The sequence below is a fragment of the Streptomyces griseorubiginosus genome (genome assembly GCF_001514195.1).
Lineage (GTDB): Bacteria > Actinomycetota > Actinomycetes > Streptomycetales > Streptomycetaceae > Streptomyces > Streptomyces griseorubiginosus.
In genome coordinates this window covers 74,814-99,243 of sequence record NZ_KQ948745.1, presented here as the reverse complement: position 1 = coordinate 99,243, position 24,430 = coordinate 74,814, and the positions used below count along the sequence as shown (strand labels likewise).

At 72.0% G+C, this 24,430-nt stretch carries 25 protein-coding genes; 10 read left to right on the top strand and 15 right to left on the bottom strand.

The window, feature by feature from the left end; translation table 11 throughout:
• The first annotated feature begins 255 nt into the window (after positions 1 to 255).
• The 3 genes from AQJ54_RS37145 to AQJ54_RS37135 all read left to right on the top strand — a co-directional run bounded on the left by AQJ54_RS37145 (position 256) and on the right by AQJ54_RS37135 (position 3,301).
• A complete protein-coding gene (locus AQJ54_RS37145; RefSeq protein WP_062245262.1) occupies positions 256 to 930 on the top strand; it encodes a hypothetical protein in 675 nt (224 codons plus the stop codon).
• 171 nt (positions 931 to 1,101) lie between these two features.
• Entirely contained in the window at positions 1,102 to 2,277 is a 1,176-nt protein-coding gene (locus tag AQJ54_RS37140) for a 4-hydroxybenzoate 3-monooxygenase (protein WP_062245259.1), read from the top strand.
• A gap of 133 nt (positions 2,278 to 2,410) precedes the next feature.
• Positions 2,411 to 3,301, top strand: coding sequence for a Bax inhibitor-1/YccA family protein (locus AQJ54_RS37135; RefSeq protein ID WP_062245256.1), 891 nt, complete (start codon positions 2,411 to 2,413; stop codon positions 3,299 to 3,301).
• Positions 3,302 to 3,366: 65 nt separating this feature from the next.
• On the opposite strand, the gene AQJ54_RS37130 is transcribed toward AQJ54_RS37135, so the two are convergent.
• Positions 3,367 to 3,597 (bottom strand): DUF4287 domain-containing protein, encoded by a 231-nt coding sequence (locus tag AQJ54_RS37130; protein WP_020137875.1) that lies wholly within the window; start codon positions 3,595 to 3,597, stop codon positions 3,367 to 3,369.
• A 102-nt stretch (positions 3,598 to 3,699) separates the two neighbouring features.
• Between AQJ54_RS37130 and AQJ54_RS37125 the strand changes: the two genes are divergently transcribed.
• Positions 3,700 to 4,011 carry a hypothetical protein gene (locus AQJ54_RS37125; protein WP_246091149.1) on the top strand — a complete coding sequence of 104 codons (312 nt, stop codon included), beginning with the start codon at positions 3,700 to 3,702 and terminating at the stop codon, positions 4,009 to 4,011.
• 106 nt (positions 4,012 to 4,117) lie between these two features.
• Here the strand turns inward: AQJ54_RS37125 and AQJ54_RS37120 are convergent, their stop codons facing one another.
• The 3 genes from AQJ54_RS37120 to AQJ54_RS37110 all read right to left on the bottom strand — a co-directional run bounded on the left by AQJ54_RS37120 (position 4,118) and on the right by AQJ54_RS37110 (position 7,570).
• The gene (locus tag AQJ54_RS37120; RefSeq protein ID WP_174857070.1) at positions 4,118 to 4,891 is read right to left on the bottom strand and encodes a hypothetical protein; all 774 of its coding nucleotides are present in this window, start codon (positions 4,889 to 4,891) and stop codon (positions 4,118 to 4,120) included.
• A gap of 277 nt (positions 4,892 to 5,168) precedes the next feature.
• Positions 5,169 to 6,389, bottom strand: coding sequence for an acetyl-CoA C-acetyltransferase (locus AQJ54_RS37115; RefSeq protein WP_062029947.1), 1,221 nt, complete (start codon positions 6,387 to 6,389; stop codon positions 5,169 to 5,171).
• A 128-nt stretch (positions 6,390 to 6,517) separates the two neighbouring features.
• Positions 6,518 to 7,570, bottom strand: coding sequence for an SGNH/GDSL hydrolase family protein (locus tag AQJ54_RS37110; protein ID WP_062245253.1), 1,053 nt, complete (start codon positions 7,568 to 7,570; stop codon positions 6,518 to 6,520).
• Positions 7,571 to 7,728: 158 nt separating this feature from the next.
• Here AQJ54_RS37110 and AQJ54_RS37105 point away from each other — a divergent pair, with 158 nt between their 5' ends.
• A complete protein-coding gene (locus AQJ54_RS37105; RefSeq protein WP_062029943.1) occupies positions 7,729 to 9,117 on the top strand; it encodes a cystathionine beta-synthase in 1,389 nt (462 codons plus the stop codon).
• A 367-nt stretch (positions 9,118 to 9,484) separates the two neighbouring features.
• Here AQJ54_RS37105 and AQJ54_RS37100 read toward each other — a convergent pair whose 3' ends face one another.
• Positions 9,485 to 10,348, bottom strand: coding sequence for a helix-turn-helix domain-containing protein (locus AQJ54_RS37100; RefSeq protein WP_062245250.1), 864 nt, complete (start codon positions 10,346 to 10,348; stop codon positions 9,485 to 9,487).
• A gap of 177 nt (positions 10,349 to 10,525) precedes the next feature.
• On the opposite strand from AQJ54_RS37100, the gene AQJ54_RS37095 reads away from it, so the two are divergent.
• Entirely contained in the window at positions 10,526 to 11,287 is a 762-nt protein-coding gene (locus tag AQJ54_RS37095; RefSeq protein WP_062245247.1) for an SDR family oxidoreductase, read from the top strand.
• Between the two features lie 121 nt (positions 11,288 to 11,408).
• Here the strand turns inward: AQJ54_RS37095 and AQJ54_RS37090 are convergent, their stop codons facing one another.
• The 5 genes from AQJ54_RS37090 to AQJ54_RS37070 all read right to left on the bottom strand — a co-directional run bounded on the left by AQJ54_RS37090 (position 11,409) and on the right by AQJ54_RS37070 (position 15,192).
• The gene (locus AQJ54_RS37090; protein WP_107121216.1) at positions 11,409 to 11,840 is read right to left on the bottom strand and encodes a hypothetical protein; all 432 of its coding nucleotides are present in this window, start codon (positions 11,838 to 11,840) and stop codon (positions 11,409 to 11,411) included.
• 71 nt (positions 11,841 to 11,911) lie between these two features.
• The gene (locus tag AQJ54_RS37085) at positions 11,912 to 12,844 is read right to left on the bottom strand and encodes an ABC transporter substrate-binding protein (RefSeq protein ID WP_062245244.1); all 933 of its coding nucleotides are present in this window, start codon (positions 12,842 to 12,844) and stop codon (positions 11,912 to 11,914) included.
• Between the two features lie 11 nt (positions 12,845 to 12,855).
• Positions 12,856 to 13,518, bottom strand: a complete 663-nt coding sequence (locus tag AQJ54_RS37080) for an ABC transporter permease (RefSeq protein ID WP_062029932.1) — start codon at positions 13,516 to 13,518, stop codon at positions 12,856 to 12,858.
• Between the two features lies 1 nt (position 13,519).
• Complete coding sequence (locus tag AQJ54_RS37075) at positions 13,520 to 14,161, bottom strand: ABC transporter permease (RefSeq protein WP_062245241.1); 642 nt, start codon at positions 14,159 to 14,161, stop codon at positions 13,520 to 13,522.
• On the bottom strand, positions 14,158 to 15,192 hold the full coding sequence (locus AQJ54_RS37070) for an ABC transporter ATP-binding protein (protein ID WP_062245238.1): 1,035 nt from the start codon (positions 15,190 to 15,192) through the stop codon (positions 14,158 to 14,160). The genes AQJ54_RS37075 and AQJ54_RS37070 overlap by 4 nt, the downstream gene beginning before the upstream one ends.
• Positions 15,193 to 15,333: 141 nt before the next feature.
• On the opposite strand from AQJ54_RS37070, the gene AQJ54_RS37065 reads away from it, so the two are divergent.
• The 3 genes from AQJ54_RS37065 (at position 15,334) to AQJ54_RS37055 (ending at position 18,590) form a co-directional block, all read left to right on the top strand.
• Positions 15,334 to 17,064, top strand: a complete 1,731-nt coding sequence (locus AQJ54_RS37065) for an aromatic amino acid ammonia-lyase (RefSeq protein ID WP_062245235.1) — start codon at positions 15,334 to 15,336, stop codon at positions 17,062 to 17,064.
• Positions 17,061 to 17,921: a MurR/RpiR family transcriptional regulator gene (locus tag AQJ54_RS37060; protein ID WP_062245232.1), complete on the top strand. Its 861-nt coding sequence runs from the start codon at positions 17,061 to 17,063 to the stop codon at positions 17,919 to 17,921. Before AQJ54_RS37065 ends, AQJ54_RS37060 begins: the two co-directional genes overlap by 4 nt.
• Positions 17,922 to 18,005: 84 nt before the next feature.
• On the top strand, positions 18,006 to 18,590 hold the full coding sequence (locus AQJ54_RS37055; RefSeq protein ID WP_107121215.1) for a hypothetical protein: 585 nt from the start codon (positions 18,006 to 18,008) through the stop codon (positions 18,588 to 18,590).
• A gap of 19 nt (positions 18,591 to 18,609) precedes the next feature.
• On the opposite strand, the gene AQJ54_RS37050 is transcribed toward AQJ54_RS37055, so the two are convergent.
• From AQJ54_RS37050 to AQJ54_RS37030, 5 genes are all read right to left on the bottom strand, one after another.
• A complete protein-coding gene (locus tag AQJ54_RS37050) occupies positions 18,610 to 18,984 on the bottom strand; it encodes a roadblock/LC7 domain-containing protein (protein ID WP_062029921.1) in 375 nt (124 codons plus the stop codon).
• Between the two features lie 21 nt (positions 18,985 to 19,005).
• The gene (locus AQJ54_RS37045) at positions 19,006 to 19,530 is read right to left on the bottom strand and encodes a roadblock/LC7 domain-containing protein (RefSeq protein ID WP_062245229.1); all 525 of its coding nucleotides are present in this window, start codon (positions 19,528 to 19,530) and stop codon (positions 19,006 to 19,008) included.
• A gap of 34 nt (positions 19,531 to 19,564) precedes the next feature.
• Entirely contained in the window at positions 19,565 to 20,608 is a 1,044-nt protein-coding gene (locus tag AQJ54_RS37040) for a hypothetical protein (RefSeq protein WP_062245226.1), read from the bottom strand.
• The gene (locus AQJ54_RS37035) at positions 20,605 to 21,015 is read right to left on the bottom strand and encodes a hypothetical protein (protein WP_062245223.1); all 411 of its coding nucleotides are present in this window, start codon (positions 21,013 to 21,015) and stop codon (positions 20,605 to 20,607) included. The genes AQJ54_RS37040 and AQJ54_RS37035 overlap by 4 nt, the downstream gene beginning before the upstream one ends.
• A gap of 170 nt (positions 21,016 to 21,185) precedes the next feature.
• On the bottom strand, positions 21,186 to 22,559 hold the full coding sequence (locus AQJ54_RS37030; protein WP_062245591.1) for a type III PLP-dependent enzyme domain-containing protein: 1,374 nt from the start codon (positions 22,557 to 22,559) through the stop codon (positions 21,186 to 21,188).
• Between the two features lie 177 nt (positions 22,560 to 22,736).
• On the opposite strand from AQJ54_RS37030, the gene hutU reads away from it, so the two are divergent.
• Positions 22,737 to 24,401 (top strand): urocanate hydratase, encoded by a 1,665-nt coding sequence (gene hutU / locus AQJ54_RS37025; RefSeq protein ID WP_062029910.1) that lies wholly within the window; start codon positions 22,737 to 22,739, stop codon positions 24,399 to 24,401.
• Positions 24,402 to 24,430: the final 29 nt, after the last annotated feature.

Sequence of the window (24,430 nt, the reverse complement as noted above, 5' to 3'; positions counted from 1 at the left end):
CCGCGGGTGTCCGACGGCCAGGGGTTCCGAGCGGGTCCCGCATCAGGACGCGCAGCGCCTGCAACGGCCGGGCCGTCGCCCGAGCCTCGGCTGGGGTGCGCAGCCATCGCCCCGCACCCGACCCGCGGCGCCTGTACGGCCGGGCTGTCGCCCGAGCCGCGGCAGGGGTGCGCAGGCCATCGCCCCGCCCCCGACCGTGCCCCATCCGCCGCCACCCCCCACATCCGTACCGATCCACCCATCCAGGGAGACCCCTTGAGCAGTCATCGAAAACCGCGTGCCGCCACCCCGTTCACCCGCCGTGCCGTGCGGGTGGGGCTGTTCGCCGCCGGTGTCGCCGGTGTGGCGACCGCCGTGCCGGCCCAGGCCGCCGGCAACGGCCCCGCGAAGGTCGCCGTCGCGTCGGACCACGTGTTCAGCCGTGCCAACCAGCTCGACCACACGGAGTCGAAGGACTCGTTCACCATCCGCCAATACGGCGCGGTGAGCGCCGCCAACGTCCGCAACCAGGCCAACGCCGTCTCCTCGGGCTGCTCCGCCGACGACGCCTGCCGTTCGGTCGCGCTGTCCTTCCAGATCGTCACCTTCGCCGGTGAGCAGACCCGGCTGAACGCCGTGAACCTCAGCGACGCGGCCAACAAGAGCTGCACCGGCTGCCAGACCCTGGCCGGCGCCTACCAGTTCGTCGTCTCCACGCCCACCCCGCTCACCCTGGACTCCGCCCACCGACGCCAACTCGCCGACATCCACCGCAGGCTGGACGCGCTGACCCGTTCCAAGGTCCCCGCGACCGACCTGCGCACCCAGGCCGACGGCCTCGCGGCGGAGGTCAACGCCGTCCTCAAGGACGCCGTCGACAAGGCGCCGAAGGGCGACGCCCGGCAGGACGTCACGATGCGGCGCCACCTGGACGGCTGGCCGCCCCGCTGACCCGCCCCCGGACGTCCGGCCCGCGGCGACCCCGTGGGCCGGACGTCCGGGTGAGGACCCCTCGCGAGGACCATTGACAGCGCCGGACCCGCGGCGCAGACTCGCCCCACAGAAGTGAAATAAACTTCACCAGGCGAACGCACTCTTAAGGTCTCCCGAAGGGAACGCCCGATGCGCACCACCGTCGGCATCATCGGAGCCGGCCCCGCCGGCCTCCTCCTGGCCCGGCTCCTCCACCGCGCCGGCATCGACTCGGTCGTCCTGGAGGGCCGCGACCGCGCCTACGTCGAGCACCGCCAGCGCGCCGGAATCCTGGAGCAGGGCACGGTCGACGTCCTGCGGGCGGCCGGTGCCGGGGAGCGCATGGACCGGGAGGGACTGCGGCACGACGGCATAGAGCTGCGCTACGACAGGAAGCGCCACCGCGTCGACTTCCCCGCCCTCACCGGCGGCCGGTCCGTGACGGTCTACGCCCAGACCGAGGTCTGCAAGGACCTCATCGCCCTCCAGCTGAAGGAGGGCGGCCCGCTGCTGTTCGAGGCGGAGGCGCTGGCCGTGGAGGGCGCCGACACCGACGCCCCGAGCATCCGCTTCCGCCACGAGGGCCGGGAGGACGTCCTCGAGTGCGAGTACGTCGTCGGCTGCGACGGCTTCTGGGGAGTGGCCCGCAAGGCGATCCCCACCGAACTGACCCGTGTCTTCGAGCGCACGTACCCCTACGCCTGGCTCGGCATCCTCGCCGACGTCCCGCCCTCCCACGACGAACTCGTCTACGCCCGCCACGACCGCGGCTTCGCCCTTCTCTCCATGCGCTCCCCCTCCGTCTCCCGCCTCTACCTCCAGGTCCCCGAGGGCACCGACGCCGACAGCTGGGCCGACGAGGAGATCTGGGACGAGCTGGAGCGCCGCTTCGAGACCGACGACGACTGGACGCTCGACCGGGGACCGATCACCCAGAAGTCCGTCACGCCCATGCGGTCGTACGTCCACGAACCCATGCGCCACGGCCGGCTCTTCCTCGCCGGCGACGCGGCCCACATCGTCCCGCCCACCGGCGCCAAGGGCCTCAACCTCGCCGTGGGGGACGTCGTGACCTTCGCGAGGGCGCTGTCGTACCAGAAGGACACCGGTTCGGCGGAGCTCCTCGACCGCTACTCCGAGACCTGTCTGCGCCGGATCTGGCAGGCCGAACGGTTCTCGTACGACATGACGAGCCTGCTGCACCGGGCGCCCGGCGCCACTCCCTTCGAGGACCGGATGCAGCTCGCCCGCCTGGAGCGGATCGCCGGGTCGAGGGCCGCCGAGACCGACCTCGCCGAGGCGTACACCGGCTTCCCCTTCGACTGAGGGAATCACGCCTCCCGGCCACGTGTTGCGCAGGACAACGAGGGAAGATCCTCCTCAAGCACTAGGGTCATTCCTTTGCCTACCCATTACTCTTGAGGGCAAGGTCCACACACGGTGGCCATGGAGGAGTGAAATGAGGAGCAGCAACCCGGTCTTCTCGCGACGGGGGTTCAGCCGCGACAACGGCTACGCGGGCTTCAACACCGCGCCGCAGGCCGGGGGCGCAGCTGTGGGCACGCAGGGCAACCCCTACGCGCAGCCGCAGGCCAACCCGTACGCGACCAACCCCTACGCCCAGGACCTTCAGCAGGGCGCCCCGCCGCAGACCCCGGTGACCACCGGCCGCATGACGATGGACGACGTCGTCCTGCGCACCGGCACCACCCTCGGCGTCCTGATCGTCACGGCCGCGCTCTCCTGGGTGCTGCTGCCGGTCGACGACGCCAACATCAGCCGTTCGTACGGCATCGGCATCGGCGCCGCGCTGATCGGCATGGTCCTGGCGTTCGTCCAGTCGTTCAAGCGCAAGGCCACGCCCGCGCTGATCGTGTCGTACGCCGCGTTCGAGGGCGTGTTCCTCGGCGTCATCTCCAGCATCGTGGACAACCGCATCGCGAGCGGCGCGGCCATGCAGGCCGTGATCGGCACCCTGGCGGTCTTCGCCGCGGTGCTGGTCGCGTACAAGGCCGGCTGGATCCGCGTGAACCGCCGGTTCTACGGCTTCGTCATGGCGGCCACGCTCGGCTTCCTGCTGCTGATGGTCGTCAACATGCTGTTCGCCGTCTTCGGCGGCGGTGACGGCCTCGGCTTCCGCAGCGGCGGCCTCGGCATCCTGTTCGGGGTCATCGGCGTCCTGCTCGGCGCGTGCTTCCTCGCCCTCGACTTCAAGCAGGTCGAGGACGGCATCGCCTACGGCGCGCCGAAGGAGGAGGCCTGGCTGGCGGCGTTCGGTCTGACGCTGACGCTGGTCTGGATCTACATGGAGTTCCTGCGCCTCGTCGCGATCCTCAACAGCAGCGACTAGTCGCTGCCGGCAGTACGGCGAAGGGCCCCCGGTTCCGACCGGGGGCCCTTCGGCATGTGCGCGACTCAGAAGTACCTGCGCGCGGCCCTCCTCAGGTCGTACTCGTGGATGATGGCCTTCGCGTGGCCATAGGCGAGGTTGTGTTCGTGGCGGAGCCAGCTGACCTTTTCCTCGAAGCGGAAGAGGGCCGGGCCTTCGTCGACGGTGCGGAGCCAGTCGGAGACTTCACGACCGGTGCAATGGGGGATGCGGGCGAGCATGTTGCGGTGGGTCTCCTCGGAGAAGACTTGGGACATCGGCGCCTCCGTGCGCAGGGGATGTAAGCCGGTCCTTCAGGTCACCGTGCCTGAGCGTTCGCGTGTTGGCAACAGTCCCGGTGGGACGCGTACGGTTGCCGGGTGGCTGATACCTCGCGTCTGACCCAGGCTGTGGACCATTTCGCCGACCGGCTCAGGGCCGCGCCGCAGTCCCGACTCCAGCGCGGCGCCGCAGCCGAGGCCCTGTGGCTGGCCCGCGAGTTGGCCCATCGGGCGCAGGTCATCGAGGCGCCGGAGGCGAGACCCCGGGTGATGCCGGACGCCGGGATGTTCGCCGCGGCCGACCAGATCACCGTGGCGGCACACGACTTGGCCCTCGTGCTTTCGGACGAGGGCCAGGTGTCTGAGGCTGTGCTGTTGGTGGAGGAGGCGCAGAAGCGGGCGGGGGTCTGAGGATGCGTGGCGACCGCGGGCCCGGTGGGGGCTGGTCGCGCCCACGCGGCGGAGCCGCATATCGACACAGCCCCGCGCCCCTGGGTGGGGCCAGGCCCCCGGCGCCTCAAAGCGAGGCTATGACCCGGTCCGCCAGGATGTAGACGTTCTCCCCACCGCACGCGAACGTCAGCGTGTACGCGCCCGAGATGCCCGAGCCGCCCAGCAGCACCGGGGTCTCGCCGGCGCGCAGGGCCGCGGAGAGGCGTTCGGCCGTCTCGCGGTGGCCCGGGGTCATGCACAGCGTGGTGCCGTCGGCGAAGACGTAGACGTCCAGGGTGCCGAGCGGGCCGGGGCGGACGTCCGCGAGTTCGGTGCCGGAGGCCGCGAGGTCCTCCAGGGTCGCCACCGTGCGCTCATGGTCGTTCACGAGGGGTGAACCGACCGGGACGAAGTCCGGGTGGCTCGGGTGCCGGCGGCGGGCCGCGGCCAGTTCGGGGGAGTCTCCCGCGAACTCGTCCAGGTCGGCCGACGGCTCCGAGACCGGCTCCAGGCCCACGAAGTCCGCCTGTCGGGGCAGGAACAGCTCGCTGTCGGGCAGGCCGAGCAGCGACGGGGCGTCGGAGACGTCCCGGGCCTCCTGCGCGGCCCAGAAGGCGCGGGCCTCGGCGAGTTCGCGCTCACGCTCCTCGGCGAGGGCCTCGGCCACCGCGGCGCGTATCTCGTCGACGTCGGTGGCGGGGCGGGCGGCCGGCACGAGACCCCGGACGGGTGCGCTGTTGTTCCTGGCGAGCTCGGTGTGCAGGGCGGCGACCTGTCGGCGCAGCACCATGAGGGTGCGCAGGACGGCGACGCCCACGGCGCCGGTGGCGGCCGTGGTGACCAGCAAGGCGATCGGCATGGCGCTCACTGACGTACTCCCGGTTCAAAGTCGACCCCCGACTTCCTACATCAGCTTGAAGGGCTAACTATCCAGCTGTCAGTGCGTAACGTCACGAATCGGACAGGACTTTGGGGTCGGGGTTTAGGGAGGGAACAGTGTGACCTGCGGAAATCCCCGCGGGAGCGATATAGGTCACATCCTGAGGGAGATTGGATCACAAATCGGCCCAGAACCTTGGAGTTTCCACGGTTCTGGGCCAAAGGGTGGCGCTGGGTGCCCGGTTGGGCACGTTCCGTCAGCTGAGGCGCTCGATGACCATGGCCATGCCCTGGCCGCCGCCCACGCACATCGTCTCCAGACCGAACTGCTTGTCGTGGAACTGGAGGGAGTTGATGAGCGTGCCGGTTATGCGGGCGCCGGTCATGCCGAAGGGGTGGCCGACGGCGATCGCGCCACCGTTCACGTTCAGCTTCTCCAGCGGGATGTTCAGGTCGCGGTAGGAGGGGATCACCTGGGCGGCGAACGCCTCGTTGATCTCGACCAGGTCGATGTCGTCGATGGTGAGACCGGCGCGGCGCAGCGCCTGGTTGCTTGCGTCGACCGGGCCGAGGCCCATGATCTCGGGGGACAGGCCCGAGACGCCGGTCGAGACGATCCGGGCCAGCGGGGTGAGACCCAGCTCGCGCGCCTTGGTGTCGGACATGATCACGACCGCGGCGGCACCGTCGTTCAGCGGGCAGCAGTTGCCGGCCGTGACCAGGCCGTCGGGGCGGAAGACCGGCTTCAGGCCCTGGACGCCCTCCAGGGTGACGCCGGCGCGGGGGCCGTCGTCCTTGCTGACGACCGTGCCGTCGGGCAGCGTGACCGGGGTGATCTCGCGCTCCCAGAAGCCGTTCTTGATGGCCTCCTCGGCGAGGTTCTGCGAGCGGACGCCGAACTCGTCCATGTCCTGACGGGTGACGCCCTTGACGCGGGCCAGGTTCTCCGCGGTCTGGCCCATCGCGATGTACGGGTCGGGGAGCAGGCCGTCCTCGCGCGGGTCGTGCCAGGTGGAGCCCTCGGAGGCGGCGGTGGCCGCGGTGCGGGCCTGGGCCTCGTCGAAGAGCGGGTTGGTGGTGCCCGGCAGGCCGTCCGAGCTGCCCTTGGCGTAGCGGGAGACCATCTCGACACCGGCCGAGATGAAGACGTCGCCCTCGCCGGCCTTGATGGCGTGCAGGGCCATGCGGCTCGTCTGGAGCGAGGAGGAACAGTAACGGGTGATCGTGCAGCCCGGCAGGTGGTCCATGCCCATCTGCACGGCGACGATCCGGCCCAGGTTGTAGCCCTGCTCCCCGCCGGGCAGGCCGCAGCCGAGCATCAGGTCGTCGATGTCGCGCGGGTCCAGCTCGGGGACCTTGGCGAGGGCGGCCTGAATGATCGTGGCGGTGAGGTCGTCGGGGCGCAGGTCCTTGAGCGAGCCCTTGACGGCGCGGCCGATCGGGGAGCGGGCGGTCGAGACGATCACGGCTTCGGGCATCACGGGCTCCATTGGCGTGCGGGGGTTTTCTTCCGGACGGGGCTGCTTGGGAAGTTACCCGTACGTATGGCCTGGGTCACGGGGGTGGCGGTGTGACCTATGTCTAAGCGCTTGCTTTTCCGCGTCGGTCAGACGCTCGACGAGCCCGCCTCCCGCTGTGCCGCGTCCACGGCGGGCGCCGGCTCGGTCGCCCGCACCCGCCGCCTGCGCCTGCGCTTGAGGAGTGCCCACGGCCCGGTCGGACCCGTCGGCAGCGCCGCCGCGACCTCCGTACCGGCCTCCGACGCGGCCTCCGCCGCCGCCCTGGCCACCGGCAGGAAGCCCTCGCGGCGGGACGCGTCCGGACGGTCCTCGTCGGCCGGCCACAGGCTCAGGGCCGCGCAGACCGTCGGCAGCACGGCCATCGCCGCCGTCGCGTAACCCTCCGCCGAGGGGTGGTAGTTGTCCGGCCCGAACAGCTCACGGGGATTCGCCTCGAACTCCGGGCCCAGCAGATCGCCCAGCGACACCGTGCGCCCGCCCTGCTCGACCGCGCCGATCGTCTGGGCCGCCGCCAGCTGCCGGGACGCCCTGCGTGCCAACCAGCGCAACGGCTGCTGCACCGGCTCGATCGTGCCCAGGTCGGGACAGGTGCCGACCACCACCTCGGCACCGGCCGTGCGCAGCCGCCGTACCGCCGAGGACAGATGGCGCACCGAGCGCGTGGCCGGCATCCGATGCGTCACGTCGTTCGCGCCGATCATGATCACGCACACGTCCGGGACCCGCGCCGGATCCGACAGGGTCAGCGCCACCTGGCGGTCCAGGTCGTCCGAGGTGGCCCCCGGCAGGGCGACGTTGCGCAGCTCCACCGGCCGCTCCGCCACCGCCGCCAGGCCCGACGCCAGCAGCGCGCCCGGCGTCTGGCCCGCTCGGTGCACGCCCTGGCCCGCGGCCGTGGAGTCGCCCAGCATCACCAGGCGCAGGGGAGGTTCCCCGACCACCGTGTACCCATGGCCGTACCGGCCGTCGGCCTGCGGGACGTGCGGCGTCGTGCCGTTGCCCACCTGGCGTCTGGCCAGCCGCACCTCCGCCAGCAGCAGACCCATCGCCGCCGCACCGACCAGACCGATCCCGCCACCGCCGTAGGCGGCGCCGGCCGCGATCCGGCGGGCCACCCTCGCCCTCGACATGCTCGTCATACGTCGCCGCCACCTCCGTCGTACCCGCTACACCCACTCCTTGCCCCGCACGGACCGTGGCCCAATCCCCACAGCGAGTGAACGGCCGTCATGGCGCCCGAACAGGCCATAGGCTGGCTGGACCACTAGGACCTCTTTGCAAGCATCCGGAGACAACGGTGCAATTCCACGACTCGATGATCAGCCTCGTCGGCAACACCCCGCTGGTGAAGCTCAACAGCGTGACCAAGGGCATCAAGGCGACCGTCCTGGCCAAGGTCGAGTACTTCAACCCCGGCGGTTCAGTGAAGGACCGCATCGCCCTGCGCATGATCGAGGCGGCGGAGGAGAGCGGCGCGCTGAAGCCCGGGGGCACCATCGTCGAGCCGACCAGCGGCAACACCGGTGTCGGGCTCGCCATCGTGGCGCAGCAGAAGGGGTACAAGTGCATCTTCGTGTGCCCCGACAAGGTCTCGACCGACAAGATCAACGTCCTTCGCGCGTACGGCGCCGAGGTCGTCGTCTGCCCGACCGCCGTGGACCCGGAGCACCCGGACTCCTACTACAACGTCTCCGACCGGCTGGTCCGTGAGACGCCCGGCGCGTGGAAGCCCGACCAGTACTCCAACCCCAACAACCCGCTCTCCCACTACCACTCCACCGGCCCCGAGCTGTGGGAGCAGACGGAGGGGAGGATCACCCACTTCGTCGCGGGCGTCGGCACCGGCGGCACCATCTCCGGCACCGGCCGCTACCTGAAGGACGCCAGCGACGGCGCGGTCCAGGTGATCGGCGCCGACCCCGAGGGCTCGGTGTACTCCGGCGGCTCCGGGCGGCCGTACCTCGTCGAGGGCGTCGGTGAGGACTTCTGGCCCACCGCCTACGACCGGACCGTCGCCGACGAGATCGTCCCGGTCTCCGACAAGGACTCCTTCCAGATGACCCGCCGCCTCGCCAAGGAGGAGGGCCTCCTGGTGGGCGGCTCCTGCGGCATGGCCGTCGTCGCGGCCCTGCGGGTCGCCGAACGCCTCGACGAGAACGGGGTCGTGGTGGTCCTGCTCCCGGACAGCGGGCGCGGCTACCTCTCGAAGATCTTCAACGACGAGTGGATGGCCGACTACGGCTTCCTGGAGGACGAGGGCCCCAGCGCCCGCGTGGCCGACGTCCTCAACGACAAGGTGCACGGCGCCATCCCGTCCCTGGTGCACATGCACCCCGACGAGACGGTCGGCGAGGCCATCGAGGTGCTGCGCGAGTACGGCGTCTCGCAGATGCCGATCGTCAAGCCCGGCGCCGGCCACCCCGACGTGATGGCCGCCGAGGTCATCGGCTCGGTCGTCGAACGCGAACTGCTCGACGCGCTGTTCACCCAGCGGGCCTCGCTCCAGGACCCGCTGGAGAAGCACATGTCGGCGCCGCTGCCCCAGGTCGGCTCCGGCGAACCGGTCGGCGACCTGATGTCGGTCCTCGGCGCGGCGGACGCGGCGATCGTCCTCGTGGAGGGCAAGCCCACCGGCGTCGTCAGCCGCCAGGACCTGCTGGCCTTCCTCGCCAAGGGCGGCAAGTAGCGGGAAACGTCCGGTGAACGGCGGGTGCCGGAGGCGAACTTCCGGTTTCCTACCGAAGGGGTGGACTTCGTGGAAGTGGTACGAGGGTGTCACGTCCGCGCAGCACACGCTTAACACGGGTCCGGCAGATTAGTGGGTGTCGGCAGGGCGGGAGCGGCTCCCCGCCCCAGCCGGCGCCGAACGTCCAAGGACCTCCGGAGCGGCTCCCGGACCTCCATGGACGCCGGACGTGGACCTGGCCTGACCCGGTCGACGTCCCTCGCGGGGACCGCCGTCGTCCCGCCCCCCGTCAACGGGGGTGCGGCGGTCCCCGCGCATTACTTTCTACGCGCTCGCACCGGCCAGTGGGCCCTCGTAACGGCGCCCACTACGCGCTCGTACCGGCCCAACTGCCCAGCAGCGCCAGCCTCTCCGCGGTCTCCGATCCCGGCTCCGGTGTGTAGACCACCAGGGTCTGCTCCGGTGTCTCCGGGAGCGTCAGCGATTCGTAGGGCAGCGTCAGCAGGCCCGCGACCGGGTGCCGGACGCGTTTCGTGCCGTACATGCACGCCCTGACCTGGTGGTCGGCCCACAGCCGGCGGAAGTCCTCGCTCTTGAGGGAGAGTTCGCCGACGAGGTCGCGCAGCTCGCGGTGGTCGGCGTGGGTGCCCGCGCTCAGCCGCAGGGTGGCCACGCACTGGGCGGCGACCGCGTTCCAGTCGGGGTAGAGGTCCCGGCCCTCGGGTTCCAGGAAGAGGTGCCGGACGATGTTGCGCCGGTCCGGGGGCAGCCGGCTGAACCCGTGCAGGGCGTCCCCGAGCTCGTTCCAGGCCAGCGCCTCCATCGCGGGGCCGAGGACGAAGGCCGGGGTGCGGTCCATGCTGTCCAGCAGCCGCTGGACACCCGCGCGGATGCCCGGCCGCGCGCTGCGGCGGCGGCCGTCCCTCTCCTTCTTCGGCGGCCGGGCCACCGTCCGCAGATAGGCCTGCTCGGTCGCGTCCAGCTGAAGCACGCGGGCGATGGAGTCCAGGACGGCGTCCGAGACTCCCCCAGACTTCGTCCGGGAGGGGCCCCCAGGACCCCGGCCCTGCTCCAGGCGGATGTAGTAGTCGACGCTCACCCCGGCCAGCTGCGCCACCTCCTCGCGGCGCAGGCCCGGCACCCGGCGCCGGCCGTACGAAGGCAGGCCGACATCCTCGGGCCGGATGCGGGCACGGCGCGAGCGCAGGAAGTCTCCGAGATCCCCGTCCATGGGTTCGAGCGTAAGCGAGGCGCGGGCGCGGAACCTGGTACTGGCAGACCCAGGAAAAGCTCATCCCTGGGTACGGCGGCCCGGGCGGCGCAGAGTCGTGGACGAGCCGGGGAGAGGCCCGGCTGACAGTCCTTCGGCTTTCCGCCTTCTGAATTCCGCCTTCCGAGGAGCACTTTCATGTCGTACGAGAATCTGGCCGGACGCACCGCCGTCGTCACCGGAGCCGCGAGCGGGATCGGTGAGGCGGTTGCCGTGACGCTGGCCGCCGAGGGCGCGAGGGTCGCGCTGCTGGCGCGGCGCGCGGAGCGGCTCGACGCCGTCGTGGAGAAGATCGTGGCCGACGGCGGGCAGGCGCTGGCCGTCGTCGCCGACATCACGGACGACGCGTCGGTGGAGGCCGCGGTGGCGCGGATCCACGAGGCGTACGGGACCGTCGACCTGGTCGTCAACAACGCCGGTGTCATGATCCCGAATCCGATCGAGCAGGCGCCCGTCGACGAGTGGCAGGCGATGATCGACACCAATCTCACCGGGGTGCTGCGCATCACCGGGGCCTTCGCCGGGGACCTCGGGGAGGCGGCGGCGCGGGGCGGGAGCGCGGACCTCGTGAACATCTCGTCCGTCGCCGCGCATCTGACCGGCTTCCCGGGCTTCGCCGTGTACGGGGCGACGAAGGCCGCGGTCACCCATCTCTCGGCGCTGCTGCGGGGCGAGTTCTCGCCGCGGGGGGTGCGGGTGACCAACGTCGAGCCGGGGGTGACGCAGACGGAGATCGCCTCGCGTCTCGATGCGGAGGGGCAGGAGGCGATCGGGGGGCTGGTGGAGGCGTTCGGTGCGCTGTCGCCGTACGAGCTGGCGGATGTGGTGGCTTACGTTGCCAGTCGGCCGGCGCAGGTGAATCTGCGGCAGGTGATGGTGCTGCCTACGCGTCAGGTGTGAGGTTGTTCGCCTGAGAGCTCGGGTGGGGGCGTTGTGGGGCGGGTGCGGGGCGGTGGGGGCTGGTCGCGCAGTTCCCCGCGCCCCTTAGGGCGCCTGCGGCGCCCCCTGCGGCGCGTCCCTCTCAGTCCTCCCAGTCGGATTTGTCCCTGTTGCGGCGGCCCCTGAACAGGTCCGGGTTGGTGCGCAGGGCCTGGAAGGCGTTGACGCCGACGATGCCTGCCCAGGTCACCAGGAGGCCCGGCAGGTGGGCCACCCCGCCGCCGATCCCCGACAGCGGGATCGCGAGGACCAGGGAGACGATGCCGAAGCCGAAGCGTTCGCCGAAGGAGTCGGTGGGCTTGGGGGAGCGGGCGCCCCGGGCCGTCACCATCTGCTGCTCGGCGAGCTGACGGCGCAGGCGGCGGTCCACCGCGCCGTCGATCCGCTGGTCGACCTTCTCCAGGAACGAGTCGACCAGCGCGGACTCGTACTCCTCGCCCAGTTCCCTGCGCGCTTGCAGGGTGGCGTTGAGTTCCTTCTTGAGTTCGGGGTCCCGCGCGTCCATTCCGGTCATGGGCACCACGGTAGGCAGGCCCGACGGCCGCTGCACTGGGGTTAGCCCCCCTGTTGCGGCGGGGGATCGTCCTAGGCCAGCCCGTGCTGCTTCGCGTAGGCGTCGGCCACGTCCTCCGGGTCCTTCTTGTCGTTGTCGACCTGGCTGTTGAGCTCGGTGAGCTGGGCGGTCGTCAGGGTGTTGCCGAGGCGGGCGAGCGCCTTGCGGACGGTGTCGTCGGCCTTGCGGTCGGCGATGAGGGGGACGATGTGCTGGCTGGGGATGAGGTTCTTCGGGTCGGTGAGGATCACCCAGCCGTTGGCCGCGATGTCGGTGTCGGTGGTGAAGAGGTTCGCCACGTCGACGTCGCCCTTCTTCATTGCGCCCTTGACCAGTGGTCCGTCGGAGTCCAGCGACTTGAACTCCTTGAACTCGACGCCGTACACGTCCTTCAGCCCGACCGCGCCCACCCGGCGCTTCTTCACCTCGGGGGCCGCGCCGATCACCAGCTTGCCGTTCTGCTTGGCGAGGTCGGCGAGGGTGACCAGGCCGTACTTCCTCGCGGTCGCCCGCGTGACCGCGAAGCAGTCGGAGTCGGCGGCCTGGCTGTAGGGCAGGACCTGGAGCCCGGCGGGCAGGGCCAGGGTGAGGGCGTTCTGCATGGTGCCCGGCTCGGCGGACGCGTCCTTGGGGGCCAGGTAGTTGAGGAGGGCGCCCTGGTACTCGGGCAGCAGGTCGATGTCGCCCGCCTTGAGCGCGGGGATCACGATCTCGCGGGTGCCGAGGTTGGGGCGGACCTTGACCTTGACGCCGGCCTTCTTGAGCACGGCCGCGTAGAGGTAGCCCAGCACCTGGTTCTCAGTGAAGTTGGCGGTGCCGATGGTGATGCCGCCCTTGCTGGAGCCGCCCCCGCCGGAGGTGGTGCCGCCGCCGTCGAGGGAGGTGATGCCGCTGGAGCAGGCGGAGAGGGCGGGCACGGTGACGGCTGCTCCGGCGAGGGCGCCGAGGAGGGTGCGACGGTTCATCGGAAGGGTCCTTAGGCGGTGCGGTGGCGGAAGAGGAAGCGCTGGAGGCCGGAGAGCAGCAGGTCGAGGGCGACGGCGACCACGGCGACCAGCACCGCCCCGCCGAGCACCTGCACGAGATCGCGCTGGGCGAGGCCGTCGAAGACGTAGCGGCCGAGGCCGCCGAAGGAGACGTAGGCCGCGATGGTCGCGGTGGCGACGACCTGGATCAGTGCCAGGCGCAGGCCGGTCATGATCAGGGGGAGCGCGAGGGGCAACTCGACCTGGAACAGGACCTGGTGGCCGCGCATGCCCTGGCCGCGGGCGGCGTCCTTCACGTCCGGGTCCACGGCCGTCATGCCGGCGTAGGTGTTGGTGACGATCGCCGGGACCGCGAGGGCGACGAGGGCGACGTAGACCGGGAGCATGGACAGCCCGCCGGCCAGGAAGACCAGCACGACCAGGCCGACGGTGGGCAGGGCGCGGCCGAAGGACGCCAGGTTGATGGCGACGAAGGCGCCCTTGCCGGTGTGGCCGATCAGCAGGCCGAGGGGGAGCCCGATCGCGGCCGCCACGAGGGTCGCGAGGAGTGAGTACTGGAGGTGCTCGGCGAGCCGGTGGGCGATGCCGTCGGTGCCCGTCCACTGGGAGCCGCTGGTCAGCCAGGTGCCCAGGTTCTTGAAGAGTTCGTACATGTCAGGCTCGCCTCCGCCGCCACGGGGTCAGGACGTACTGGAGGGCCACCAGCAGGGCGTCCGCGACCACGGCGAGCAGGAGCGTGAGGACCACGCCCACGATCACCGGGGTCGGGAAGTCGCGCTGGAAGCCGTCGGTGAAGAGCTGGCCGAGGCCGCCGTCGCCGATGTAGGTGGCGACCGAGACCAGGGAGATCGACATGACGGTCGCGATACGGACGCCCGCCATGATCACGGGGAGCGCGAGGGGGAGTTCGACGGTCAGGAGCGTGCGCAGGGGGCGCGTGCCCATCGCCTTCGCCGCTTCCTTGGTCTTCGCCGGGACCGAGTCGAGCCCTTCGACCGTGTTCCGCAGCAGGACGACCAGGGTGTAGACGGTCAGGCCGATCACGGTGGTGGTCCGGGTCAGACCGCTGACCGGCAGCAGGAGCACGAAGATCGCGATCGAGGGGATCGTGAACAGGACGTTGGAGAAGCCGAGCAGGAAGCCGCGCAGGGGGCGGATCCGGTGGGCGACCACGGCGAGGGGCAACGAGATCAGCAGTCCGAAGAAGACCGCGCTCAGGGCGGCCTGGAGGTGGGAGACCGTGAGCGAGGTCAGGTCGTCGGTGTGGCCGGAGATCCACGACCAGTCGATGCTCATGCGGCCACCCGGGCGTCCGCGTGCGCCTGACCGGCGTGCGCGTGGATGTCGTCGCGGGAGCTGACACCGGTGAGGACGCCGGCCGCGTCGACCCGGGCGACCAGGCCGGTGGGGGAGGCGAGGGACTCGTCGAGGGCGGCGAGCAGCGAGTCGCCGTCCCTGAGCGGTCGTACGGGGAGTTCGGTCCGCTGCGAGGCCCAGTGCAGGGGCCTGCCCGTCTCGTCGCAGACCAGGCTCCAGGTGTCTCCTTCCGGCGCCGGGCCCTGAGGGACGGCCGCGAGCGTCTTCAGCGACAGCAGCTTCAGGCCGCGTTCGGCGCCGAGGAAGTCGGCCACGAAGTCGTCGGCGGGGCGGGCGAGGAGCTCGGCGGGCGGGGCGCACTGGACGAGGTGGCCGCCGGTGCGGAAGATCGCGATGCGGTCGCCGAGCCGTACGGCCTCGTCGACGTCGTGGGTGACGAAGACGATGGTCTTGCTCAACTCCTTCTGGAGTCGGAGCAGTTCGTCCTGGAGCTGGGTGCGCACCACCGGGTCGACCGCGCCGAACGGCTCGTCCATGAGCAGCACCGGCGGGTCGGCGGCGAGGGCGCGGGCGACGCCGACGCGCTGCTGCTGGCCGCCGGAGAGCTGGTGCGGGTAGCGCTTGCCGGCCTCGGCGGTCAGGCCGACGGTCTCCAGGAGTTCGGCGGCGCGGGCGCGGGCCTTCCTGCGGCCGTGGCCGAGCAGGAGCGGGACGGTGGCGATGTTGTCCAGCACCGTGCGGTGCGGGAAGAGACCGGACTGCTGGATGACGTAGCCGATGGAGCGGCGCAGTGCGGCCGCGTCCTGGTCGGTGACGTCCTTGCCGCCGACCTTGATCGTGCCGGAGGTCGGCTCGACCATACGATTGATCATCCTGAGGGTGGTCGTCTTGCCGCAACCGGAAGATCCGACGAGGACCGTGACGCCGCCTTCCGGCATGTCGAGGGTGAGATCGTGCACTGCTGTCGTGCCGTTGGGGAAGCGCTTGTGGACCGCGTCGAACTGGATCATGAGATGTCCCTTGCCCGGCTGTATAACGTCATGCAGAGTTCTCGGTATGTGAATAGGTTGTCAACGGTCCGGTGTTAATCCGAGGTAACGGATGCCCGGAAGGCAAGATCGAGTGTCCGCATTGAGAGGGGTTTGGGCTCTATGTCGTCTCGCATCGTGGACGCACCGGATCCTGTCGCCGTCGCGCACACCGGTCTGGTGATCCTCGACGGGATCGGGCTGGGCGTCGCGGACGTCGTCCGCCTCGCCGACGGGAGCGCGCGGCCGGTGCCCGGGACCGACGCGATGAAGCGGGTCGCCGAGTCCTGGGACGCCGCCCGGCAGATCGCCGCGACCGGCCGCGTCTACGGCCGCTCGACCGGCGTCGGCGCCAACCGGAACGAGGACGTGCCCACCGAGGCGGCCGCCGAACACGGTCTGCGGCTGCTGCGCAGTCACGCCGGAGCGATCGGTGAGGAGCTCCCCGCGCGGCAGGTTCGCGCGATGCTCGCGGTCCGCGCCAACCAGCTCCTCGCGGGCGGCGCCGGACTGCGGCCGACGGTGGTGACGGCCCTGTGCGAGGCGCTGGAGAACGGGGCGCACCCGGTCGTCAACGAGTTCGGCTCGGTCGGCACCGGGGACATCGCGGCGCTCGCCCAGGCGGGACTGGCGTTGGCCGGGGAACACCCTTGGCGGGAGACGGGGAGCGGCGGGGCGGGCATCGGCGGGAGGGGTGCGGGGAGTGGCGGCACGGGCGCCGGGGGGCGGGGCGCGCAGAGTGGCGGTACGGGTGCCGGCGGGCAGGGTGCGGATTGGGCGGACGGCGACGGCCGGGGCGCGGCGGGCGCGGGCGCGGCAGTCGTGGGTGCCTCGCCTTCGGCAGCCCCACACCCCGAGCCCCGGCGTCCGGCGTCCGGCGCCCCCGAGCCCCAGCCCCTGGACAACAACGACGCCCTCGCCTTCATCAGCAGCAACGCCCTCACCCTCGGCCAGGCCGCCCTCGCGCTGCACGAACTGCGCGGGCTCGTCGAGGCCACCCAGGTCGTCGCGGCGCTGTCCCTGCTCGCCGTGGACGGCTCCCACGAGGCGTACGCCGCCCCCGTGCACGCCGCCCGACGGCACCGGGGCTCCACCGAAGTGGCGCGGCGGATGCGGGAGTTGATCGGCGCCGAGGACCGGCCCACCCCGCCGCTCGGCCGGATCCAGGACCCGTACGGCTTCCGCTGCCTGCCCCAGATCCACGGCCCCGCCCATGACGCGGCCGACGCGCTGGAGGAGGTCCTCGCGATCGAGATCAACGCGGCCGCCGAGAACCCCCTCATCTCCCCCGAGGACATGGCCGCCTACCACCACGGCGGCTTCTACCAGGCCCAACTCGCCCTCGCCCTGGACCACTTCAGGCTCGCCCTGACCCAGGTCGCCCGGCTGTCCACCTCCCGGCTCTCCACCCTCAACGAGCCGGCCTTCACCCGCCTCAGGCCCTTCCTCGCCGACCAGGAACCCGCCTCGTCCGGCGTGATGATCCTGGAGTACGCCGCCGGAGCGGCCCTCGGCGACCTGCGGGCCTTCTCCGCGCCCGCCTCGCTCGGCCACGCTGTACTCTCCCGGGGCGTCGAGGAACAGGCCAGCTTCGCCTCGCTCGCCGCCCGTCAGACACTGCGCGCGTGCGGCGCGTACCGTCTCGTGGTCGGCTGCGAACTCGTGGCCGCCGTACGGGCGCTGCGCCAGCGTGACCTGAGGCCCGAGCCGGGGCTCCCGGTGGGTCGCGCGCTGGAGCTCGCCGAGACGGTGCTGGCGGAGGACCCGGCCGACCGGCCGCTCACGGGCGACGTGACGGCGGCGGCCGCACTGCTCGACCGGTTCACGGACATCTGGAGGGGGAGCGAAGCATGAGCGACACGAGCACGGCGGGTGTGGCGGACACACCCGCGGGACGGCTTCAGGCGCTGTTCGAGGGGCACCGGCTCACACCGACCCAGCGGCGCATCGCGCACAGCATGGTGCGCAGCGCCGCCGACGTGCCGTTCCTGTCCAGCGTCGAGCTGGCCGAACTGGCCGGGGTCAGCCAGCCCTCCGTGACCCGCTTCGCCGTCGCGCTCGGCTTCGACGGCTACCCCGCCCTGCGCCGCCATCTGCGCGAGGTCGCGCCCGCCGAACAGACGGCCGCCTCGGACTCGTACAACGAGTACCAGCAGGCGGTCCAGGCCGAGATCGAGAACCTCCGGCACCTCGCGGAGATCCTCGCCGACCCCCGGCCGGTGCGGAAGGCGGGACGGCTGCTGGCCGCCTCCCGCCCGCTGCCGGTCCTCGGCCTGCGGGCCGCCGCCTCCCAGGCCTACGGCTTCGCCTACTTCGCGGCCAAGGTCCATTCGGACGTACGGCTGCTCCACGAGGGCGGCACCATGATCCACGACCGGATCGACGCCGCCGTGCGTGCGGGCGCCTCGACCCTGCTCTGCTTCGCCCTGCCCCGGCACCCGCGCGAGGTCGTCGACACCCTCACCTACGCCAAGGAGGCGGGGCTCACCACCGTCACCGTCGCCGACTCCGCCTTCGCCCCCGTCGCCAAGGTCTCCGACCTGCTGCTGCCCGCCGCCGTCGGCACCGGTCTCGCCTTCGACACGGCCTGCGCGCCGATGCTGCTGGGCCGGGTCCTGCTGGAGGCGATGTGCGACGACCTGCCGGACGCCCAGGCCCGCCTGGAGGAGTTCGACGCGCGGGCGGCGGCGCGGGGGCTGTTCGTGGAGTAGCCCGGACCCGGTTTTTCAGACTCGTCTCACGTTCCCTCGCTAGCCTGCCCGCGGATTCCGCACACGGGAGACGGGAGGACGGACGTGGCACGCGGAGGTCAGGGACTGGTGCGGGTGGCCGTCGTCGTACGGGCCGGAGCCGCGCCCCTGTGGTGGGCCGGAGTGTTCGCGGCGGCGGTCGGGCTGCTGGTGCCGGGCATCACGGGCCGGCGGATCGGCGTCATGGCCGGAGCGGCGCTGTTCCTCGTGGCCGCGGCCGTGGTGTCGTACGCACGCCGCAGGCGGTACACGGCACTCGGGCGGGCCGCCGTCCGGGCCGGGAAGCACGACGTGCTCCAGGACCGTGCCGTCGGGGTGCGCAACTGGCGCCGCGGGCACCGCTGGTGGCTGCTGCTGGCCTGGCTGCTCGCCCTCGGCAGCAACTTCGCCGTGCCCGTCGCGGGCGGTCTGCTGCTCGCCGGATGCGGTACGGGCCTGAGGCTCAAGGCTGCCTGGCTCGGGCGGCGGGAGCGGGACGAGGACGCGCTGCTGTGGGTGCGGGTCGACTGGCTCGCCGCGAACGGCGGCCGCCCGGCCGGCAAGGCGGTCAGGGCGTACCGCAGCACGGGTATCGCGGCGGGCGACGCGGCCCCGGGCGGGGCACGCCGCCGCACCGCGGCACTCGTCTAGAACAGGCCTCGGTACGGGATCACACCTCCAGGTCGTTCTCGATGGACCGCAGCTGGTGGCGGGCCATCGCCAGGTTGGCCCGCTTGGCGTCCAGGACCAGGTAGAGGAAGAGGCCGTTGCCACCGCGCCCGCTGATCAGGCGGATCAGGTGGTACTGGTCGGTCAGGGTGATCAGGATGTCCTCGATCTGGCCCTTGAGCCCCAGGTGCTCCATCGTGCGCATCTTGGCGCGGATCACGTCGGTGTTGCCGGCGGCGGCCACGTTCAGGTCGAAGCCCTTGCTGCCGCCCATGGTGCCGAGCGCCATGCCGCTGGTGTAGTCGACGAGTGCGACGCCGGTTGCGCCCTCGATGGAGGCGAGGGCTTCCTTCAGTGCGGTTTCGGTGTTGGCCATGACTGTGTCTCCTCGGTTCTCTCAACTTTCGGTGGTGGTACGGGCCGCCGTCGGTGCGACGGCCGTGGCGCGGGTGTCCGCGGGCTTGGCCCGGGACGGGCGGGCCGCTCTGGCACGGGCCGGAGCGGGCTTCGCGGGCGCCTTCACAGGGGTCTCGGTGGGTTCGGCGGCGGCCACGGCGTCGACGAGTTCGCCGATCCTGGCCCCCGCCCTGCGGCCCTCCAGATGGAGCCGGCCGACGTTGACCCGGTCCTGGGCGAGCAGCGTGACGACGGCACCGGGGCCCGCCGCGTACGTGGCGACGTAGCCGTACAGGCCCCGCACCAGCAGTTCGCGCAGATCGCCCTGGCCGGTCTCGTCGGCCAGCTGGGCGGCGAGCACCCGGGTGGCCCCGGCGAGGGCGGCCACCGTCTCCGGATCGACGCCCGGGGTGTCCTGGGCGAGGACGAGACCGTCGGAGTCGGCCGCGAGGGCGCCGGTGAGCTGCGGCACCCGCGCCCGGAGCCGGCGCAGCTCCTCCAGGATGCCGTCCTGCGCAGCCGCCATCAGGTCTCTCCTCTCGGCGCGGATCCGCTGCCGCTCAAAGGGCCTCCAGCGCATCCCTGAGCCTCTTCAGCAGCGTGATGTGGGGATCGACGGGCGCGGTGGTGCCGGTGAGATCCATGGGCGGGCCGGTGCCGGCGGGCCCGGGCAGCGGGACGGAGAGAGGGTCGCCCGGGAGCGTCACCGGGCGCGGGGACACGGCTCCGGCGGCCACCAGCCGCCGTATGTCCACCAGGGTGTGGAACGCCGGACGGCCCAGCTCGCGGGCGATGTCGGAGGCCGTGCGGACGCCGTTCACCAGGGCCAGCACGGCCTGTCTGCGCGCCGGGATCGGGGCGGGCGCGGGGTGGTACTCGCGGGTCAGCGGGGCCTCGTCGACCAGCGCGTCCGGCCAGATGCGGTGCAGGAGGTCCCGCCGCCGCAGCGTCTCCCGCTCCAGGTCGGCGACCGGGATCGGGTGCGGAATGCCGGGGCCGGTGGGCGTGCCCGCTCGTGAGCCGGGGGTGGCCAGGGCCGTGGGGGAGCCTTCGCGTGGACCGCTGGTGTCCGGGACGGCCGCGCGGCCGGTGCCGAGGTCGTCCTCGGAGCCGTAGCGGAAGCGGCCCGGGGCGCTGCTCGGGGCCAGCGCGAAGTACGCCGCGTCGTACAGCGCGGTCAGCCGGCACAGCTCCAGGGCGCCGGGGGCGAGCAGTCCGTCCTCGACCAGGCGGCGGCCCGCGTGGTGCACCACCTCCGCGCCGGTGCGGCGCCGGGTGCCGGTCCCGGCGCCGGTGTGCTCGGGGCCCTCGGCGTGTGCCGCGCTCTCGGCCAGCGCCCGGGCCCAGGCGTCCGCGTCGAGGGTGCCGTGGGCGGCGAGCAGGTCGTGGGCGCCGGGGGCGGCCGGGCTCTCGGCGTGCACCACCTTGCCGTCGGCGAGGTGCAGGGCGCCGCGCTCGCGCACCAGCACGCCGGTGGCGCGCTCGGCGGCCAGCCGGGTCAGCATCGGCGAGAGACCGCCCCAGCCGCGGCCGAGGGCGGCCGCCTTGTCGCGGACCGGCAGCCGGGGCGGTGGGGTGGCGGCCGTGGTCTTCACCGTCGTCATCCGAGCACCAGCCGTCCGGCCATCTCGCCCAGCCGGATACGGGCCAGCGCGAGGTTGCCCTCCGCGCGGGCCAGCCACAGGTGCAGGAAGACGCTGCTGTCGAAGGACGTCGCCACGAAACGCAGCACGTGGTAGCTGTCCCGGTTGCTGAGGATGAGGTCCTCGACCGGCGGGACCCCGTCCTGCTCGGCGGTCGCGCCGGTGTCGTCGGGACCGGAGGCGAAGGCGCGCTGTTCCGCGGCGAGCCGGGCGAGTTCGGCGGCCTCGGCCGCGGCCGCCTCCTGGTCACCGCCGGGGGACTCCCCCACGGCGCCCAGGGCCAGCCCGCTGGTCCAGTCGACCAGCGCGGCGCCCCGCGCACCCGGCAGTCGCATGGCTTCCAGCAGGCACTCGTCGATTCCCTGCACCGTGGCTCCCCTCCCGCCTGGGGTTCGGCTGAGTGACGCCGAAACTACGCAACGTGTGCGCCAGGGGTGAGGGATCTGGCATTTTCCGGTGGAACATGCTCGGGGTGACTAGAGTGGGTCGACTTGCCTTGTTTCACCGGCTATTTGATCAGCGACCTGTGGGGCGCGCGTCAACGGCTTCCGGGGGTGTGCAGGGTGGTGAGCGCCCCGACGTGCGCCCCTCCGGATTCGGCCACGATCGAGGCGAGGGTCTGCGGGTCCCGCACGGTCGCGAAGCGGACGCCGCCCGTCTGCGGGTCGGGCACGAAGCCGTAGATGCCCGGCCGGGCCAGCGAGTTGTAGGCGTAGTGGTGCGCGAAGTAGTAGGCGCCCGTGTCCAGCGCCGCCGCGTAGTCCCCCTGGTCCAGCAGGGGCAGCGCACGCCCCTCGGCCAGCAGGTCGCCCGCGAAACAGGCCGGCCCCGCCACGTCCTGCACCACCTCGGGCCCGCTCTTCGGCCGCCCCTTGCCGTCGTACGCCGCGATCCTGAGCGGCCACGACCCCGGCACGTACACCGTCCGCGTCGCGACCTGCACGCCCGCGTGCGTCACCGCGACCGGCCGCCCGCCCGCGCTCTTGGCGTACTCCACCCGCGCCACGATCGTGCCGTGCTTGGCCAGCAATGACCGCCCGAACTCGGTCACCAGCCCGTACCGCCCGTCGAACAGCCCCGGCACCCCCGCCTTCAGCGCCCGCGCGTACTCCGTGTACGTCGGTGAAGTCGCCTCCGAGGCGAAGTTCACCGGCAGCCCGCCGCCGATGTCGATCGTGTCGATCTGCGGCCGCCCGATCCGCCGGTTGATCTCCTCGGCGAGCGCGTACGTCTCCTCGACACCCCGCACCATCAGGGCGAGCGGGATGCCCTGCGATCCGGTGTGCGCGTGCAGCCGGCTCAGCCAGGGCCGTTCCAGGTAGGCGCGCACCACCCACTCGCGCGCCCCCTCGTCCCGCAGCGCCACCCCGAACTTCGAGGTCTCGGTGGCCGTCGAGGTCGCCCCGATGGAACCGCCGCCGACCTGCGGGTTGACCCGGATGCCGAGCGGGGAGCGGCTGACCGCCGACCGCACCAGGCCGTCGATGCGGTCCAGCTCCTGCGGGTTGTCCGCGTTGACCGCGATCCCCAGCGCCAGGGCCTCCCGCAGTTCGGCCGCCGTCTTCGCGGGCGAGTCCAGCACGGTCCGGGCCGGCGAGAGGCCCGCCGCCCGCGCCAGGGCCAGTTCACCCGGGCTCGCCACCTCCGCGCCGATGCCCTCCTCGCGCAGCAGCCGCAGCACCGGCACCAGCGGGGTCGCCTTCACCGCGAAGGCGTGCAGCACCGGGGTGCCGGGTGCCGTGACGGCGTCGAAGGCCGCCCGCAGTTCCCGCGCCGACTCCCGGATGCCGGTGACGTCGAGAAGCCCGACGATGGGGGCGTCCGGGCCCAGCAGGCCCCGCTCCACGGCCCCGCGCACCGCCTCGTCCCGGCGGGCCGCCCGTTCTTCGCCGGTGTTGCCGTACTCGTCCACCACGACTCCCGTCCTCGCCAGTGCTTTCGAGGGTGCGCATGTCCAGGAGACATCCTTTCCCTCCTGAGGCAGACGCCGGAACGTATTGACTAGTTCTATTCAGGCGGCCAGGATGTGAATATCGACAGCACTCACCGGTACCCGGCCATCCGCAGCACAGCCCCCAGGAGGCAGACCATGTCAGGACCCCGCCCCGTCCGAGCGCCGCGCGGTACGGAACTGAGCGCCCTGGGATGGCAGCAGGAGGCCGCCCTGCGGATGCTCCAGAACAACCTCGACCCCGAGGTCGCCGAGCACCCCGACAAGCTCGTCGTCTACGGCGGCACCGGCAAGGCGGCCCGTGACTGGCGCTCCTTCGACGCCATGGTCCGCACGCTGCGCACCCTCAAGCAGGACGAGACCATGCTGGTCCAGTCCGGCCGCCCGGTCGGCGTCATGCAGACCCACGAGTGGGCCCCGCGCGTCCTGATCGCCAACTCCAACCTGGTCGGCGACTGGGCCAACTGGGAGGAGTTCCGCCGCCTGGAGGCCCTCGGCCTCACCATGTACGGCCAGATGACCGCCGGTTCCTGGATCTACATCGGCACCCAGGGCATCCTCCAGGGCACCTACGAGACCTTCGCCGCCGTCGCCGCGAAGAAGTTCGGCGGCACCCTCGCCGGGACCATCACCCTCACCGCCGGCCTCGGCGGCATGGGCGGCGCCCAGCCGCTCGCCGTCACCATGAACGACGGCGTCGCGATCTGCATCGACTGCGACCCCCGGGCCATCGAACGGCGCATCGAGCACCGGTACCTGGACGTGAAGGCCGACTCCCTGGAGCACGCCCTCCAGCTGGCGGTCGAGGCCCGCGACGCCCGCCGCCCGCTCTCCATCGGCCTCCTCGGCAACGCCGCCGAACTCCTGCCGCGCATGCTCGCCGAGAGCGCCCCCATCGACATCGTCACCGACCAGACCTCGGCCCACGACCCGCTGTCCTACCTGCCGGTCGGCGTCGCCTTCGAGGACATGGCCGACGCGGCGGCGAAGGACCCGGCCGGGTTCACCACCCGCTCCCGCGAGTCCATGGCCCGGCACGTCGAGGCCATGGTCGGCTTCATGGACGCCGGTGCGGAGGTCTTCGACTACGGCAACTCCATCCGCGGCGAGGCCCAGCTCGCGGGCTACGACCGCGCGTTCGCCTTCCCCGGCTTCGTCCCCGCCTACATCCGCCCCCTCTTCTGCGAGGGCAAGGGCCCCTTCCGCTGGGCCGCCCTGTCCGGCGAGGCCTCCGACATCGCCAAGACCGACAAGGCGATCCTCGACCTCTTCCCCGAGAACGAGTCCCTCGCCCGCTGGATCAAGATGGCCGGTGAGCGCGTCCACTTCCAGGGCCTGCCCGCCCGCATCTGCTGGCTGGGCTACGGCGAGCGCGACAAGGCCGGCGAGCGGTTCAACGACATGGTGGCGAGCGGTGAGCTGGCCGCGCCGCTGGCGATCGGACGCGACCACCTGGACGCCGGTTCGGTGGCCTCCCCGTACCGCGAGACGGAGGCCATGCTCGACGGGTCCGACGCCATCGCCGACTGGCCGCTGCTGAACGCCATGGTGAACGTGGCCTCGGGTGCCTCCTGGGTCTCCCTCCACCACGGCGGTGGCGTGGGCATGGGCCGCTCGATCCACGCCGGCCAGGTCACGGTCGCCGACGGCACCAAGCTGGGTGGCGAGAAGGTCCGCCGGGTCCTGACCAACGACCCCGGCATGGGCGTCATCCGGCACGTCGACGCGGGCTACGACATCGCCGAGTCCGTCGCCGACGAACGGGGCGTGCGGGTCCCGATGCGCGAGGGTGACTCGGCGTGACGGAGACGTCCCAGGGCAGCTCGTTCCAC

What these genes read in the sequence shown, in the direction of transcription:
- AQJ54_RS37110 (WP_062245253.1), bottom strand. Translation starts at nt 7,570, where the DNA reads ATGACGAGCATGTCGAGGGCGAGGGTGGCCCGCCGGATCGCGGCCGGC.
- AQJ54_RS37075 (WP_062245241.1), bottom strand. Translation starts at nt 14,161, where the DNA reads ATGAGCATCGACTGGTCGTGGATCTCCGGCCACACCGACGACCTGACC.
- AQJ54_RS37140 (WP_062245259.1), top strand. Translation starts at nt 1,102, where the DNA reads ATGCGCACCACCGTCGGCATCATCGGAGCCGGCCCCGCCGGCCTCCTC.
- AQJ54_RS37135 (WP_062245256.1), top strand. Translation starts at nt 2,411, where the DNA reads ATGAGGAGCAGCAACCCGGTCTTCTCGCGACGGGGGTTCAGCCGCGAC.
- AQJ54_RS37080 (WP_062029932.1), bottom strand. Translation starts at nt 13,518, where the DNA reads ATGTACGAACTCTTCAAGAACCTGGGCACCTGGCTGACCAGCGGCTCC.
- AQJ54_RS37050 (WP_062029921.1), bottom strand. Translation starts at nt 18,984, where the DNA reads ATGGCCAACACCGAAACCGCACTGAAGGAAGCCCTCGCCTCCATCGAG.
- AQJ54_RS37040 (WP_062245226.1), bottom strand. Translation starts at nt 20,608, where the DNA reads ATGACGACGGTGAAGACCACGGCCGCCACCCCACCGCCCCGGCTGCCG.
- AQJ54_RS37045 (WP_062245229.1), bottom strand. Translation starts at nt 19,530, where the DNA reads ATGGCGGCTGCGCAGGACGGCATCCTGGAGGAGCTGCGCCGGCTCCGG.
- AQJ54_RS37065 (WP_062245235.1), top strand. Translation starts at nt 15,334, where the DNA reads ATGTCGTCTCGCATCGTGGACGCACCGGATCCTGTCGCCGTCGCGCAC.
- AQJ54_RS37060 (WP_062245232.1), top strand. Translation starts at nt 17,061, where the DNA reads ATGAGCGACACGAGCACGGCGGGTGTGGCGGACACACCCGCGGGACGG.
- AQJ54_RS37130 (WP_020137875.1), bottom strand. Translation starts at nt 3,597, where the DNA reads ATGTCCCAAGTCTTCTCCGAGGAGACCCACCGCAACATGCTCGCCCGC.
- AQJ54_RS37085 (WP_062245244.1), bottom strand. Translation starts at nt 12,844, where the DNA reads ATGAACCGTCGCACCCTCCTCGGCGCCCTCGCCGGAGCAGCCGTCACC.
- AQJ54_RS37090 (WP_107121216.1), bottom strand. Translation starts at nt 11,840, where the DNA reads ATGACCGGAATGGACGCGCGGGACCCCGAACTCAAGAAGGAACTCAAC.
- AQJ54_RS37100 (WP_062245250.1), bottom strand. Translation starts at nt 10,348, where the DNA reads ATGGACGGGGATCTCGGAGACTTCCTGCGCTCGCGCCGTGCCCGCATC.
- hutU (WP_062029910.1), top strand. Translation starts at nt 22,737, where the DNA reads ATGTCAGGACCCCGCCCCGTCCGAGCGCCGCGCGGTACGGAACTGAGC.
- AQJ54_RS37115 (WP_062029947.1), bottom strand. Translation starts at nt 6,389, where the DNA reads ATGCCCGAAGCCGTGATCGTCTCGACCGCCCGCTCCCCGATCGGCCGC.
- AQJ54_RS37070 (WP_062245238.1), bottom strand. Translation starts at nt 15,192, where the DNA reads ATGATCCAGTTCGACGCGGTCCACAAGCGCTTCCCCAACGGCACGACA.
- AQJ54_RS37120 (WP_174857070.1), bottom strand. Translation starts at nt 4,891, where the DNA reads ATGCCGATCGCCTTGCTGGTCACCACGGCCGCCACCGGCGCCGTGGGC.
- AQJ54_RS37095 (WP_062245247.1), top strand. Translation starts at nt 10,526, where the DNA reads ATGTCGTACGAGAATCTGGCCGGACGCACCGCCGTCGTCACCGGAGCC.